This is a genomic window from Rhizobium sp. USDA 4016 (assembly GCF_056279705.1).
Window position 1 is genome coordinate 294,013 of the sequence record NZ_JBWCCY010000004.1, and the last position, 14,538, is coordinate 308,550.

Genomic DNA, 14,538 nt, shown 5'->3' on the forward strand with positions numbered 1-14,538 from the left:
TTTTGCCTTGTCCGACGCCACATCGTTATGCGGCATTTGCTGTTCCCGACGCGATAGTGTGCAATGCAACGAAAGAAAGCAAGGCGGAAAGGTTAACGCCGCGAAGCCTTTACGACACTTTTGCAAAGGCGACGGCGGCTTTGAGCCCCTTGCCGCTGGTCGCAGGCGAGAGCGTGAGCGTCGCATTGAAAAGATTGGCGATTTCCTCGACGATCGGGAGGCCGAGGCCGGCGCCCGGCGCCTCGGAGTCGTTGCCGCGCGAAAAGCGGCGGCGCACGGCGTCGAGCTTTTCCGGCGCGATACCGGGACCATTGTCTTCAACCTCGAGGCGTACGGTTTCGCCATCCTGCGCAATCCGCACGGTAACCTCGGCGCTCTTGCCGGCATATGCGATGGCGTTGCCCGCAAGATTGCGCAGCAGCTCGCCGATCAGCAGGGGTTCGGCGCGGATCATCGCATGTCCATCCCCCTCAAAGCCGAGATCGATACCGGCCTCCGCGGCTTGAGGGATCAGTTCGCCGGTAATCTCCTGGGCGATGGCGGCGATGTCGATCGTCGAGGCCGCCAGGGCCTCCTTGGCTGTTGCGGCGTCGATCTTTGCCATCAGCAGCAGCTGGGCGAGAATGCGTTCGGCGTGCGCGACGGCCTGGTCGCCTTTCAAGGCCGAGTCCTGCGCTTCAGGCAGCGTTGCGGCGCGGGCGGAAAGCGCGAGCTGAGTTCGGATGATGGCAAGCGGTGTGCGTAATTGATGGCTGGCATTGCCGGTGAAATTCCGGAGTGCGTCAAGGGCTGACTGCAGGCGCACCATGAAGCTGTTCACCGTATCCACCAGTGGCTGCACCTCGCTCGGTACCGATTGCTCGATCGGATGCAAGTCGTCCGGGCTGCGCTCGCCGATCGCGTCCCGGAGCTTGTAGAGCGGGCGGAGCGCGACCGTGACCGAGATCCAGACGATCACGGCTGCACCGGCGATCATGAAGGCAAGGCGGACAGCCGAACGGAAAAGGATCGCGCGTGCCAGCTGACGGCGGGCGATCGTCGTTTCCGCGACGGTGACAACAAACGGAACCGAGCGGATGCCGGTTGAGGCGGAGCGCTCCAGCGTCGCGACGCGGATCGGCTCGCCGCGGAAAATATCGTCTGCGAAGACGGCTGCGTCGCCCTTGGTTTCCTTGAGAACCGGAAGCGCCTGGTAGCCGGTAATGAATTTGCCGGGCGGACCATCGACGCGGTAGAACACCCGGTCCTGAGCGGCCGATGTCAGCATTTCCAGCGCGACATAGGGAATGTCGACTTCCAGAGCGCCGTCTTCTGCCACGACGACGCGCTCGGCAATGGCGAGCGCCGAACCGGCAAGCACACGGTCTGAAACAATGTTCGAGGTCTCGACCGCCTCCCGGTATGTGTCGGCGAGCGCCAGCGTGCCGATGATGGCGGTGGAGATCAGCAGCCAGAAAAGCAGCCGGCGCCTCAGCGAATAGGCGGCTTTCATGAGGCCTCGGGAAGCTTGTCGAGATAGTAGCCGATGCCGCGCGCGGTCTTCACGGTCAATCCATGCGGTGCCAGGCGCTTGCGCAGCCGGCTGACATATTGCTCGATCGCATTGGTGGAAATGTCATCGTCGAAGGCCGTCAACGACTGGGTGATTGCCTCTTTGGACACGACTTTGCCGGCACGCATGAAGAGGATTTCAAGCAGTCCGACTTCGCGAGCGGGAATATCAAGCTGCATATTGCCGGCGGAAAAGGTGCGGGACTTGAGGTCGAAGGACACGCAGCCGTACATCACCGTCGCCGAATGCAGGCCCGCCTGGCGCCGGAGCAGCACGCGCACGCGCGCCTCGAATTCGGTAATGTCGAACGGCTTGATAAGGTAATCGTCGGCGCCGAGGTCGAGGCCTCTGACCCGCTCCTCCGGCGCTCCGCGTGCAGTCAGAATTAGGACGGCCGCCTGGTTCTGCCGGGCGCGCATGCTGCGCAACACGTCCAGCCCGTCCATCTCGGGCAGGTTGAGGTCGAGGATCACGAGATCGAAATTTTCCGCCGCGATGACTGCATTGGCGGATGCGCCGTCGTGGACGACATCGACGGCATGCCCCGTACCGCGCAAGATCGCGGACAGGCCGTCGGCCAGCGCGATATTGTCTTCGGTAAGGAGAATGCGCACGGGTGGTTTCCTGTTGTTCAACAAAGAAGATTACAGCCCGTGAATGGGGATGTCATCAGCGGCAAAAGAAAACCGGGCGTCATTCAATCAACGCGAGTTTGGCGGCCTCAATTGCTCTATTCAGCGACCTCCCGGGGTTGTTCCTCCTGCGCTGCCAGCAGGAGTTTCTGGAAGCGCTGGTCGCTGCGGATGTTATCCAGATCGGAGTCGTTATCGAACCATTTGATGTGGTAGACCGAGCTTCGCGGCATCAGCCTCTCCAGAATATCAATCGCTTCGTCCACGTCGCCGAGGACGGAGTAGACGCAAGCGAGATTGTATTGCGCAACGATGTCGTCGGGATCGATCGCGATGGCGCGGGCGGCCCAATCCCTTGCCCTCGCCCTGTCTCCGAGATGCGCCAGCGCCAGGGCGCCGCGATGGGCCGGTCCTGAATTTTCCGGACTGAGATTCAGTGCGCGTTCCGCTCGCAGCAGCCCGAGCTTGGCCCAGTTTTCCGTATCCGACATGCGGCCGAGCGAGCGGTGGGCGCTCATCAAATGAATGGGTGAGACATAGTCGTCCGTGCGGATGTGCGCCGCGCGCGTGAAGTAGCGGACGGCGTTGGCGAAATCGCCGCGCATGAAGAAGAATCGCGCATAGTGGAAGTTCGCTTCATAAAGATTGGGTTCAAGTGCAAGTGCCCGCTCGAAGGCTGCAATGGCCTGCTGATCCTGGCCGTTCTGATGCAAGGCCAGACCTCGGGAGGCATGGGCCTCCGCGAGATCAGGATCGAGTTCGAGGGCGCGGGCGCTCATCTGCAGGATGTTTTCGAGAGGGACATTTTCAGGGTCCCAATCGCGTATGGCCGCATCGCAATCGGCAATACCCGCATAGGCGCGCGCATAATCAGGATCCAGCTCGACAGCCTTGCAGAACATCCTGCGGGCAAGCTGCAGATACGACTTCGTCCAGGTGTGCGATAGCTGGCGGCCTCGCAGGTAGTAGGTATAGGCCTCGATATTGGCCGTGGGTTCGGCGGCGATGGCCTTCTTCTCGGCCGGCAGGAGTCGGATCTTGAGCTGGCCGACGATCGAATTGGTGATCTCGTCCTGGATCGCGAAGATATCGGTGAGATTCCGGTCGTAGCGATCGGCCCACAGATGGTCGCCGTTCGCCGTATCGATGAGATGGCCGGATATGCGCACACGCGCGCCGGCGATGCGGACGCTACCCTGGAGAATGTATCGCACGCCAAGTTCGTGGGCGAGCTGCTTTACCTTCAGCGAACTCCCTTTATAGGTGAAGACAGTGTGCCGCGGCACGACGTGCAGACTCGATATCTTGGAGAGGTCGGTAATGATGTCTTCCGTGATGCCGTCCGCGAAATACTCCTGCTCGGGATCGCCGCTCATGTTGGTGAAAGGCAGAACGGCAATAAAGCAGGTATTGCGGGTTTGGTCGTCCGACGCACCGGCCGTTGCAGAAGGCGGATCGAGGAGAACCGTGAACACCGACACAGTCTGCTTGATGTTCTTCAGAGATTGCTCACCTTGGAACTCGAAACCGATATTGAGGCGCGTGCCGACCTGATCGCGAACCGAGCCGGAAACGACAATGCCACCCGGCGAAGCAAGGCGCTCGAGCCGAGCAGCGACGTTTACGCCGTCGCCGAAGACGTCGTCGTTCTCGATGACAACATCGCCGAGATTGATGCCGATCCGTAATTCGATGCGCTGATCCTGCGGGACGTCTTTGTTGCGCACAGCCATCTCGCGCTGGATTTCGACAGCGCAGGCGACAGCGTTTACCACACTTTGGAATTCCGCGAGCATTCCGTCGCCGGTCAGCTTGAAGATGCGCCCTTTGTAGTCGGAGATCCTGACATCGATCAGTTCGCAGCGGTGGCGGTTGAGCGCCTGCAGGGTACCGGTCTCGTCGATACCCATCAGACGGCTATAACCCACCACGTCGGCAGCGAGTATGGCACTCAGCCGTCGTTCCAATATCCCCTCCATACGGTTGTCTAAATTAGCTTAGCGTCTTTTAATGCTCTTGTCGCGTTGCGAGACAGCGCCCGCAATTACTCGTCCTTGCCCGCTGAAGCGTGGTGATGCATTCTGCGCTCATGAGGAGACTTCTGGTTCTGCTGCTTCTGCTCTGTCCCGGTTTTGCAGCCGCGGATCAGGCCTTTTATCCCGCGAAATCCGGCAAGGCTGATGCGCGGGTGCTGACGGTTTATTCCTCGCTCGACGAGCCTCTCGCCCAGCCGATGATCCATGGCTTTCAGGAAGCCAATCCGGATGTCGCCGTGCGTTATGAAGACATGCTGACGGGCGAGATCTATGACCGGATCGTGCGGGAGACCGATGCCGGGAAGAAAACGGCGGATTTCGCCTTTTCATCAGCGATGGACCTGCAGGTCAAGCTCTCCAACGACGGCTATGCGCAGGTCAGCAATCTGCCGATGAGCGGACAATGGCCGAAATGGGCAAACTGGCGCAACACGGCCTATGCACTCACCTTCGAGCCGGCCGTCTTCGTCTATCACAAGCCGAGCTTCTTGCATGAACCGGTGCCAAGTTCACGGGCGGAATTCGTCGATTACCTGAAGCGCAAAGGCAACGCGGTTTACGGCCGCATCGGCACCTATGACATCGAACGCTCCGGCGTCGGCTTTCTGTTCATGGCGCGCGACCAGGAGCAGTTCGGGGACATCTGGTCGGTGATCCGGGCGATGGGGGCTGCGGGCGTCAAGCTCTATTCGACGAGTTCGGCGATCCTGGAGAGGGTAGCCGACGGGCGCTTCGTGCTCGGCTACAACATTCTCGGCTCCTATGCGGCGGACTGGGCGTCGCGGCACCCCGATGTCGGCATCGTGCTGCCGAAGGATTATACAGTCGTGATGTCGCGCATCGGGCTGGTGCCGCAGGCTGCCGCGGAGCCGGAACTCGGGCGGCAATATCTCACCTTCTTCATGTCGAAGGAAGGACAGACGATCATGGCCCGAAAACTCCAGATCCCGGCGGTCAGCCCCGAGGTTGCGGGCGAGAATACGGCCAACACCATGCAGGAGCTTCTCGGCGCCCAGCTCAGGCCCGTTCCGGTCAGCCCGGGCCTGATGGTCTATCTCGACCAGGTCAAGCGCGCGCGGCTGATCGCCCATTGGAACGAGGTGCTGCGGACACAGTAGGTGGGATAGCGTTCGCACCTACCTGCTTTATTGGAGCGGAGTTGGGATGCACGCCACCGGCATAACCGGGCGCTCATGCTTGAATTACGGCAAAAAAGTGTCCTTGGTGCTGGATATCCTGCCGATGTCAGCTAAATGACAGCTTGATGTGGTGCGGTTCTGGTACTTCTCTTCGTGGAGGCGGAGAGTAGACGTTTCGGGAGGAGTCTCCGTCGCTATTGCGGACCATCAATGTCCGCTGCCCGGCAACGCTTCTCGATTCCCTTGAGAACAATACGCGGCGCTCACCGCGATCACGGAGGACACATCGTGAAGCATACTTTCCTTGCTACGCTTTTCGCAGCCGCTATCGCGCTGCCGGCCTATTCGGCCGACTACACCATCATGGCGCCTGCCGCACCCGGCGGCGGTTGGGATCAGACGGCCCGCTCGCTGCAGACCGTCATGCAGAAGGAAGGCATCTCTGGCAATGTTCAGGTTCAGAACGTTCCGGGCGCCGGCGGCACCATCGGTCTGGCGCAGTTCGCCAGCCAGAATAGCGGCAATCCGAACGCCCTGATCGTTGGCGGCTATGTCATGGTCGGCGCGATTCTCACCAACCAGTCACCTGTCACGCTGAAGGACGTCACACCGATCGCTCGCCTGACCGGCGAGTATGAGGCCATCGTCGTTCCGGCATCGTCCGACATCAAGACGATGGGTGACCTCGTTGCCAAGCTGAAGGCTGATCCGGGCTCGGTGTCCTGGGGTGGCGGCTCGGCCGGCGGTACCGACCACATCGCGGTCGGTCTCATCGCGAAGGCCTCCGGCGTCGATCCGACGAAGATCAACTATGTCGCCTTCTCGGGCGGCGGTGAGGCGCTTGCCGCTATCCTCGGCGGACAGGTGACGGCCGGCATTTCAGGCTATGGCGAGTTCGAATCGCAGGTGAAGGCCGGGCAGCTCCGCCTGCTCGCCGTCTCGAGCGATAAGCGCATTGACGGTGTCGACGCTCCGACACTGAAAGAATCTGGCGTCGATGTCAGCGTGCAGAACTGGCGGATGGTCGCCGCCGCTCCCGGCCTGACGCCTGAGCAGACGGCTGCCGTCACCGCTGATTTCGACAAGCTTTCCAAGTCGGCAGGCTGGCAGGAAATCCTAAAGACGAAGGGCTGGGCCGACACATACCTCGCCGGCGATGCCTTCAAGGCGCAGCTCGAGAAGGACGTCTCCGCAACCGAAGGCATCCTCAAAGAGATCGGGCTTGTTAAATGAGCAGGGGCAACGCACCCTTGGCAACGAAGCGCCGCCCGGATTGGGCGGCGCTGATCATTGCTATCTGTCTTTTCGTCGTTGCGGCCGTCATGCTTTGGGACGCCACGCATATGAGAGCGATCGCCCAATATGCTCGCATCGGCCCGGCTACCGCGCCCAAGGTCGTGGCGTTCGGGTTGATCGGCCTCGGCATCTGGACCGTCTTCGAGGCGTTGCGCAATGAGTTTCCCGAGCGGGAACATCAGGAAGTCGCTCCCGTCATCTGGATTGTTGCTGGTCTTGCAGCGCAAATGCTGCTTCTGAAGACGGCCGGCTTCTCGATTGCCACAGGCATTCTCTTTGCCTTCACGGCGCGCGGCTTTGGGCGTCGCAAGCTCTGGCTTTCGATCCCGGCGGGTATCGTCTTAAGCTTCGTCGTCTGGATCATTTTCTCGCAGCTGCTGCAGCTTACGCTGCCTGCCGGACCCTTCGAGAGACTCTTCTTCTAGGATTGGATGCGATGAGCACCTTCGAATTCCTCTTCCAGGGCATCCTGGTCGCCATGCAGCCGATGAACCTTCTTTATGCGTTCGTCGGTGTCACGCTTGGCACCGCGGTCGGCGTTCTGCCGGGCATCGGCCCGGCGCTGACCGTTGCCCTTCTTCTCCCCGTCACCTACAAGCTCGACCCGGCCGGTTCGCTGATCATGTTTGCCGGTATCTACTACGGCGGCATGTATGGCGGCTCGACGACCTCCATCCTGCTCAATACGCCGGGTGAAAGCGCCTCGATCGTGACTGCGCTCGAGGGTAACAAGATGGCGCGCGCGGGTCGCGGCGGTCCGGCGCTGGCGACAGCGGCGATCGGTTCGTTCGTGGCCGGCCTCATAGCCACGCTCGGCCTTGCCTTCATCGCGCCCTACATCGTCAAACTGGCGCTGATCTTCGGGCCGCGTGAATATTTCGCTCTGATGATACTCGCCTTCGTGACCGTTTCGTCCGCTTTCGGCGATTCGGCGCTTCGCGGGCTGACGTCGCTTTTCATCGGCTTTGCGCTGGCGATGGTCGGCATCGATCAGCAGACCGGCCAGGCACGTCTTTCCTTCGGCATTCCGGATCTTCTGGACGGCATCGAAGTGACCACGCTTGCGGTTGCCATGTTCGCGATCGGGGAGACGCTCTATATCGCAGCCCAAGGCAATCGCGGCGAGGACAAGGTCGAAGCGGTCAAGGGTTCTCTTTGGATGACGGCCCAGGATTGGGGCCGCTCCTGGAAGGCATGGCTGCGTGGTACCTTGATCGGCTTCCCGATCGGTGCAATGCCGGCTGGCGGGGCCGAAATCGGCACGTTCCTCTCTTACGCGACCGAGAAACGCCTGGCGAAGAACCCCGAAGAATTCGGTCACGGTGCGATCGAAGGCGTAGCAGGCCCGGAGGCGGCAAACAACGCATCGGCAGCCGGCACGCTGGTGCCGCTCCTGACGCTCGGCCTGCCGACGACGGCGACGGCGGCGATCATGCTCGCCGGCTTCCAGCAATACGGCCTGCAACCCGGTCCGCTGCTGTTTGCGAACAATCCGCAGCTCGTATGGGGCCTGATCGCCAGCCTGCTCATCGCCAATGCCATGCTGCTGGTTCTGAACCTGCCGCTGATCGGGCTTTGGGTCCGCCTGCTGACGATCCCGAAGCCCTGGCTTTATGCCGGCATCCTGCTGTTTGCGACGCTTGGTACCATCGGCGCCAATCCCTCGGTGTTCGAGCTCGGCATGCTGCTCGCGTTTGGCGTACTTGGCTATATCATGCGGCTCTTCGGCTATCCGATCGCCCCGGTGGTTGTCGGCTTGATTCTCGGGCCGCTTGCCGAACAGCAGCTCCGCCGGGCGCTCGCCATCAGCCAGGGCGATGTGACGACGCTTGTCACGTCGCCGATCGCAGCCGGGTTGCTGATCGTTGCGGCTGCCGCCTTCATCATCCCGTTGATCTTGAGAATACGCGGCCGCGGCGAAGTTCTTTCGCAACTTGCTGCAAGCGAAGACTAAAGAAGAACAATACTGCTCGAACCCTTTCTTGCGGCCGGCCCTGAAACATGGGCCGGCCGCTTGTTTTTGCATGGCAGGCCTGAAATCCCGTCACTTGTGGAAAATGCTGCAGCGCATCATGTATGAGGTGTCAATAATGAAGCAAAGCGAGAAAGACAATGTCCTCCTACAGCAAGTCCATTCGGGAAGGTTTCTTCGGCCGGGCCTTCGCAGTCATCGGCGCCGCAAATGCTGTAAGCGCTGCATTCGAAGCGGGTCGCCGTCCGAAGCCCCGGGACCTCAAGGTTCTCGGTATCGCACCGGACGCCTTCGACCATTTCGGCCGTTAATTTCCCGATACATCACGCATGAAACAGCCCGCAACCGGTTGGTCGCGGGCTTTATTTTTGTCCGTCAGGCCGCAACGCATGCAAACGCTGCGGCTTCGGAAATGTCAGGCCTCCAGCCGCTCGCGGGCAGGTGAATGGACTTCGGCCTGCGCCTTCGCTGCTGCTTTCGCACGGGCTTCCCTCCGCTTGTTGTGGCGGATCGAGGACCAGAGCGAGACACCGATGAGCGCTGCACCGCCGAGACCGGTGACGACTTCCGGAATGTGGAAGAGGGTCTGGACGTACATGATGATCGCAAGGATCAGGATCGCGTAAAACGCGCCGTGCTCCAGGTAGCGGTAATGCGTCAGCGTTCCGTTTTCGACGAGCATGATCGTCATCGAGCGTACATACATCGCGCCGATGCCCAGACCGATGGCGATGATGAAAAGGTTCTGCGTCAGGGCGAAGGCGCCAATGACGCCGTCGAACGAGAAGCTTGCATCCAGAACCTCAAGATAGATGAATGCGCCAAGCCCACCGCGTGCCGCTTCTGCCATGGCCTTTTGCGAGGGCGTCCAGCAGTGCGCCAATGACTTCGACCACCAGGAATGTGACAAGACCGTAGATCGCGCTGTAGACGAAGGTCGTCGATTCTTGGCCTTCAAGCAATGAAGCGAAAGTGAGGATCAATAAGAGAACGAAGGCGATTTCGATGCCTTTGACCGTGGCACCGCGCGACATCAGTTTTTCAACAGAGACAATCCAATGGACGTCCTTCTCAGGGTCGAAGAAGTAAGAAAGGCCGACCATCAGAAGAAAGGTCCCGCCGAAGGCGGCGATTGGCAGATGGGCTTCGTTCATGATGCGCGCATATTCAGCCGGTTGCCGTGCGGCGAGGATCACGGCGTCGATCGGGCCGATACTTGCGGCTATCGCCACGATTGCCAGCGGAAAGACGATGCGCATGCCGAAGACGGCAATGATAATGCCCCAGGTCAGGAACCGATGCTGCCAGACAGGCGTCATTTCCTTGAGCTTGTTGGCGTTTACGATCGCGTTGTCGAAGGAGAGGGAAATCTCCAGCACGGCCAGAACCGTGCAGATAAAGAAGATAGTCGCCATGCCGCTGATCGTGCCGGTTGACTGCCAGCCCAGCAAAGCGCCGAGCGCCAGGCCAACGGCCGTGATGATGAAAGCCCAGCGGAAATAGCCGAGCGTGGATTGATGGCTGATGGGTTGCTTCATGGCCGCACCTCTTTGATGCGGACATCGTTCTTGAAGGATGATGTGAGTGAAAAACGCGGCATATCGTAAGGGATATGCGCGCGAGGCATTGTGAGCTTTTTCATCGAGTGAAAATCCGCCGGCTATTTGCAGGCGGTACCGACATCACGAGAGCGCCGTAAAAACTCTCGCCAGAGGGGCCCGGCACCAGTGTTTGTCCGGCAGCCGATGCTTTTGCACGGGGGGCAACCATGCGCATCGTTTTGGCCGCGGACAGCCTTCTAGGTAGTCAACCTGTGGCGCCAGTCAAGGCGGCCGCAGTCTGCGCCGAAGCTTTTCTTTGGAACCATGCAGTCGCCCGCCCGTTAGGCTCTGGTTGAGCAATGGAACGCCATTGCCGGCGCGATAAAAAAGGAGGGACCACGAATGCAGACTTCGACCCATTCTCCCGACAAGCGTACGGAAGCGGCAGACCGCATGAAGCGGGCAAAGCCGAACCGCATGCAGAAGGTGCAGGTGCTGCCGCCGCACCATGTCGATCTGACGCTGCCGCAGACGCCGATGGACGACATTCACGTTCCGGCTCATGTGACCGGCGGCGATCTTTCAAAAGGCGGTCCAGACCTTGCAGCGTCCAAAGGCCGCAAACGGCGCGCCGAATGATTTTTCGGGCGGCGCGGGAACCGACGTCGGGGCTTTTGCATTTAAGGCCCGGACAAAGATGTGAGGACTCCATGACGACTGATCTCGTGCCGCAGGACATCTATCTGAAACACGAAAACGAGTGGCAGGCCCTCAAAGAGGCCTCCGAGAACGGCATTGACATCCAGAAGCGCGAAACGGCATCCGGAATTATTGCTCATGGCGAAACGAGCGCGCCTGGAGACAAGGACAGTTCGAGAGGGAAGACTGGCTAATTCTCATCGCCGATAGCGCGCCCGGCATACCGGGCGTTTTTTATGAGTCGGCATCGTCTTCGGGTGGCGGCTGCTTTCCGGAATTCCGCTCCAGGCGCTGCTCCATCTTACCCAGAGCAAAGAGCACGCAGACTGCTGCCGCCGTCGCGAAGAAGGCAACCGGCCAATAGCCGAAGCCGATGGCAAGGCCGATGGCGCCTGAGAGCCACATGCCTGCTCCCGTCGTCAGGCCCTTCACCCTGCCTCTGGAAAAGACGATCATGCCCGCGGCCAGAAACGCGACGCCCGCCGTCACGGCCTCGATGACGCGCAGCGGGTCGATGCGGACCTGCTGATCGTTGGCAAAGCCCGGCATATGCACGGATTCGATGGAAATGATGCCGAAAAGCGCTGCCGCAAGACTCACCAGAATATGGGTCCGCAGTCCCGCTGCATGGTTTTGCGCCTCGCGTTCGAAGCCGATGATGCCGCCCAGCACAATCGCGCCGATGAGCCGGGCAAAGATCACCGGGTAATGAATGCGGGATTCAGGGAACATGTCGGCAAAAACGATATCCATGGAAAAGGCGCTCCCTTCGGTGAACATTTCTTCGCGGGGCTAACGTCTTCTGTGGCTCTTTGTTCGTCCGCTTCGACGTTGCGGCTCCATGCCAACCTTTCGGAAAGGATTGGGAGGCGATAATCGGCCCATCACGGGATTCGGACCAGATGGCTAGAACTGCAACTCGCGGCCGCCGCCGCAAATCATCCGCAAAATCGAAGGGCAGGGGCCATGGTGGAGCCTTGCCCTGGCTCTTCGCCGGTGTCGTTGCCGTAGGCAGTATCGCGCTTTACGACAACTGGAAGAGCGTGCGCCCGATTCTTGCCTCACGGGCGCCGGACACAGCCGCGATTACCGCTGCAATCAAGGCGGATTCGCCGAAAGCGGCTGTCGCCAAGAGCGCGCCGAGGCAGGCCATTGCTTCGCAGCCGCAGCGTCCCGTGCCGCCCGAAGCCGTTCCTGTTCCTGCCGCGCAGCCTGTGAAGCTCTCCTCAACGGCGACCTCACCCGCCGGCCCGCAAAACGCGCGCGCCGCCTTCGGCTATTGTGGGCAGGGGGAGCATATGAACTGCGTCGGAGACGGTGGGATATTCTGGTACAAGGGCGAGAAGATCCTGGTCGCGGACATGGTAGTGCCGGATGTCGGCGCCGCGCGTTGCGAAGGCGAGCGGAGGATCGGCTTTGCCGCAAAATCGAGGCTGCTCAAATTTCTGAATGCCGGGCCCTTCATCATGAACGCTGCCGGCAAGCCTGCCAGTTCCGGTGCGCCGCACGTGATTTCGCGCGGCGGCCGCTCCTTGGGCACTCAACTGATTACCGAGGGTCTTGCCCGCAAGCCTGGCGCCGCCGGTGGGTGGTGCGCCTGAGGTCTATTTCTGCTTCGGAGCCTTACCGCTGGTGCGGAAACTGCCGGTAAAGGCCGTATCCTTGCTTTCCGCGGAGCATTCGATCACGACCGGCTTGCCGCCGTAAGGGTTGCCGAATGTGCAGGTGCCTGCCACCTTGACCTGGCCCGTCATCTTCTCGCCGACGCCGGTTGTCACCATCTTGAGCGGAATCCTGGCATTGCCATTAGATGCCGGCTTGATCGCGGTGCCATCGCCCTGGAAGCCAAGCATCTTCCCGCCTGAGGTGAAGATGAAGGTCACCTGGCCGTTCGGCAGTCCCACGCTGGCGAGTTCGCCCTTGCACCCCTTCGTTGCATCCACGTTGCCAACGACGAGCTTTGCGCATTTGCCTGTAAGGATCGAAACGCCGGCGCCTGGAAAGTTCTGGGAGGCGGCGTTGGCGCCGGAGGCGAAAGCTGCGGCGGAAAGCGCCGCAGCTGCAATCACTGTCAGTCTCATCTGTTCAGGAATCCTGTCATGCTGGTTTACCGGACGGGGGTCGCATGTTTCTGTGTCCGAAATTTGCCGCGCTCAAAGAAAAAACGGGCCGCTGCAGGGATAGCGGCCCGTTCTGGGAAGCGTGGCCGTCAACAGCGACGGCCGGCCTCTGTATCTTACCGCTTGCGCGGGGCCTTCGCCCATTCAAACGCTCAGTGGCACCGGCTGGCGTCCTCGACGGCCCAACCGAAGCGCCATGCCTCGTAGCGGGCGTACCAGACTTCAAGCTCCCAAGCATCACGGATCGGCATCAATTCCGGTCGCGACATGGGATTGTCGCTTAAAGCGTAGCCGAGGATCCGGTCGCGTATTCCGCGCTCCTGCATGTCGAGCAGTTCTTCGATATTCATCGCTTGCCCCCAACCGCCGGCCCCTCAGCCAGCCTTCCCAAGCAAACATTTCTCTTTGCTAATGTCCAGCCCGCCGGCGTCGATTCCCGCTATTCACAGGATTAGCTCGAATGGAGCAATACCTCCTTCGCGATCAAAAACCCTCCTTCTTCCGGCTTATAAGCACCCGCGGGAAAAGGAGAGACTCTCCAAAATGTGTTGTAAAAATATCGTTAAAATGCCCCGTCACAAGTTTTTGTTCATCTCCCGTTCAGAAAACGGTTTTGGAAAACCCCGATATGGGTCAAGCTGTCCGTGTGAATAAGGAGATACTGAATGATTCGATTGACCGCGGTGCTGACGTTGTTCTCAGTTTATGCGTTCACGATGTTTTTCATCGCAGCAATCCCTGAGACGCCGAACTTGCAAACCGCAGCAACTCTATCTGAAGACGCCACGCTTACGAAGTAAAGTATCTGATGGGGTTTTGGCTGGCTTGTGTGAGCCGTGTTGGGCAAGGGCGCAGTGTTGCGTCAACGCACGACTGCTCACGTCCTGGAAGATAACTCGTCAATCAGCGGTTTGACGAAGTCCTCTGTAATTTCAAGAGGATCGAATGGTGGGCGTGACAAGGATCGAACTTGTGACCCCTACGATGTCAACGTAGTGCTCTCCCGCTGAGCTACACGCCCATCCGATGGCGGCGCATAGATCACAAAACCTTGGGAGCCGTCAATAGGCTTTTTTGAAGTTTTGTGACCCGCCGCCCGCAAGCCTTATGCGGCAAGCATTTTGTTCACTTCATCGACGAGATCGCGAAGATGGAAAGGCTTGGAAAGCACCTTTGCATCCTTCGGCGCCTTCGAATCAGGGTTCAGTGCAACGGCCGCAAAACCGGTGATGAACATGACCTTGAGGTCCGGGTCGAGCTCGGTCGCACGGCGTGCGAGCTCGATGCCATCCATTTCCGGCATGACGATATCGGTCAGGAGCAGGGAGAAGGGCTCTTCCCGGAGCCTGTCATAGGCGCTTGCGCCGTTATCGTAGGAAAGAACCTTGTAACCGGCCTTTTCGAGCGCCTTTACCAGAAAGCGGCGCATGTCGTTGTCGTCTTCAGCGAGCAGTATCTTCTGAGTCATTATCCAGACCGATTGGTGAATAGGTTTTTGGTGGGAGGCGCCAGCTATTTACACTAGACTTTAGCCAGTAAACAACCGGTGAA

General features: G+C 60.0%; 16 protein-coding genes, 1 tRNA gene and 1 pseudogene. 9 read left to right on the top strand and 9 right to left on the bottom strand.

The genetic code is table 11. The features are described from left to right. Nucleotides 1-109: 109 nt before the first annotated feature. From ACZ9DP_RS16635 to ACZ9DP_RS16645, 3 genes are all read right to left on the bottom strand, one after another. Nucleotides 110-1,492 (bottom strand): sensor histidine kinase, encoded by a 1,383-nt coding sequence (locus ACZ9DP_RS16635; protein WP_074069673.1) that lies wholly within the window; start codon nt 1,490-1,492, stop codon nt 110-112. After that, nucleotides 1,489-2,166, bottom strand: coding sequence for a response regulator (locus tag ACZ9DP_RS16640; RefSeq protein ID WP_039846099.1), 678 nt, complete (start codon nt 2,164-2,166; stop codon nt 1,489-1,491). The genes ACZ9DP_RS16635 and ACZ9DP_RS16640 overlap by 4 nt, the downstream gene beginning before the upstream one ends. A 116-nt stretch (nt 2,167-2,282) precedes the next feature. Further along, nucleotides 2,283-4,151 (bottom strand): adenylate/guanylate cyclase domain-containing protein, encoded by a 1,869-nt coding sequence (locus ACZ9DP_RS16645; protein ID WP_476202940.1) that lies wholly within the window; start codon nt 4,149-4,151, stop codon nt 2,283-2,285. 140 nt (nt 4,152-4,291) lie between these two features. Between ACZ9DP_RS16645 and ACZ9DP_RS16650 the strand changes: the two genes are divergently transcribed. The 5 genes from ACZ9DP_RS16650 (at nt 4,292) to ACZ9DP_RS16670 (ending at nt 8,938) form a co-directional block, all read left to right on the top strand. Next, complete coding sequence (locus ACZ9DP_RS16650) at nt 4,292-5,338, top strand: ABC transporter substrate-binding protein (protein ID WP_074070431.1); 1,047 nt, start codon at nt 4,292-4,294, stop codon at nt 5,336-5,338. A 309-nt stretch (nt 5,339-5,647) separates the two neighbouring features. Then, entirely contained in the window at nt 5,648-6,592 is a 945-nt protein-coding gene (locus ACZ9DP_RS16655; protein WP_074069670.1) for a Bug family tripartite tricarboxylate transporter substrate binding protein, read from the top strand. Next, nucleotides 6,589-7,080 (top strand): tripartite tricarboxylate transporter TctB family protein, encoded by a 492-nt coding sequence (locus ACZ9DP_RS16660; RefSeq protein WP_368359007.1) that lies wholly within the window; start codon nt 6,589-6,591, stop codon nt 7,078-7,080. Before ACZ9DP_RS16655 ends, ACZ9DP_RS16660 begins: the two co-directional genes overlap by 4 nt. Nucleotides 7,081-7,091: 11 nt before the next feature. After that, nucleotides 7,092-8,609: a tripartite tricarboxylate transporter permease gene (locus ACZ9DP_RS16665; RefSeq protein ID WP_039846994.1), complete on the top strand. Its 1,518-nt coding sequence runs from the start codon at nt 7,092-7,094 to the stop codon at nt 8,607-8,609. Nucleotides 8,610-8,767: 158 nt separating this feature from the next. Continuing rightward, a complete protein-coding gene (locus tag ACZ9DP_RS16670) occupies nt 8,768-8,938 on the top strand; it encodes a hypothetical protein (RefSeq protein WP_166677317.1) in 171 nt (56 codons plus the stop codon). 104 nt (nt 8,939-9,042) lie between these two features. Here ACZ9DP_RS16670 and ACZ9DP_RS16675 read toward each other — a convergent pair. Continuing rightward, nucleotides 9,043-10,165, bottom strand: a pseudogene (locus ACZ9DP_RS16675) (DUF475 domain-containing protein). Between the two features lie 405 nt (nt 10,166-10,570). Between ACZ9DP_RS16675 and ACZ9DP_RS16680 the strand changes: the two are divergent. Next, nucleotides 10,571-10,807: a hypothetical protein gene (locus ACZ9DP_RS16680; protein ID WP_074069668.1), complete on the top strand. Its 237-nt coding sequence runs from the start codon at nt 10,571-10,573 to the stop codon at nt 10,805-10,807. Between the two features lie 71 nt (nt 10,808-10,878). Beyond that, nucleotides 10,879-11,061, top strand: coding sequence for a hypothetical protein (locus ACZ9DP_RS16685; RefSeq protein WP_074069667.1), 183 nt, complete (start codon nt 10,879-10,881; stop codon nt 11,059-11,061). 40 nt (nt 11,062-11,101) lie between these two features. Here ACZ9DP_RS16685 and ACZ9DP_RS16690 read toward each other — a convergent pair whose 3' ends face one another. Then, complete coding sequence (locus ACZ9DP_RS16690; RefSeq protein WP_476202943.1) at nt 11,102-11,620, bottom strand: MgtC/SapB family protein; 519 nt, start codon at nt 11,618-11,620, stop codon at nt 11,102-11,104. Between the two features lie 149 nt (nt 11,621-11,769). Between ACZ9DP_RS16690 and ACZ9DP_RS16695 the strand changes: the two genes are divergently transcribed. After that, nucleotides 11,770-12,468 (top strand): hypothetical protein, encoded by a 699-nt coding sequence (locus ACZ9DP_RS16695; protein WP_194728192.1) that lies wholly within the window; start codon nt 11,770-11,772, stop codon nt 12,466-12,468. 3 nt (nt 12,469-12,471) lie between these two features. Here the strand turns inward: ACZ9DP_RS16695 and ACZ9DP_RS16700 are convergent, their stop codons facing one another. Beyond that, the gene (locus ACZ9DP_RS16700) at nt 12,472-12,948 is read right to left on the bottom strand and encodes a hypothetical protein (RefSeq protein ID WP_476202945.1); all 477 of its coding nucleotides are present in this window, start codon (nt 12,946-12,948) and stop codon (nt 12,472-12,474) included. Nucleotides 12,949-13,139: 191 nt separating this feature from the next. Next, a complete protein-coding gene (locus ACZ9DP_RS16705) occupies nt 13,140-13,337 on the bottom strand; it encodes a CrpP-related protein (protein WP_074069666.1) in 198 nt (65 codons plus the stop codon). 315 nt (nt 13,338-13,652) lie between these two features. Here ACZ9DP_RS16705 and ACZ9DP_RS16710 point away from each other — a divergent pair, with 315 nt between their 5' ends. Then, nucleotides 13,653-13,787: a hypothetical protein gene (locus tag ACZ9DP_RS16710; protein WP_022715855.1), complete on the top strand. Its 135-nt coding sequence runs from the start codon at nt 13,653-13,655 to the stop codon at nt 13,785-13,787. Between the two features lie 146 nt (nt 13,788-13,933). On the opposite strand, the gene ACZ9DP_RS16715 is transcribed toward ACZ9DP_RS16710, so the two are convergent. Next, a tRNA-Val gene (locus tag ACZ9DP_RS16715) sits at nt 13,934-14,008 on the bottom strand. An 84-nt stretch (nt 14,009-14,092) separates the two neighbouring features. After that, nucleotides 14,093-14,455, bottom strand: a complete 363-nt coding sequence (cpdR1, locus tag ACZ9DP_RS16720) for a response regulator CpdR1 (protein WP_003542883.1) — start codon at nt 14,453-14,455, stop codon at nt 14,093-14,095. Nucleotides 14,456-14,538 lie beyond the last annotated feature (83 nt).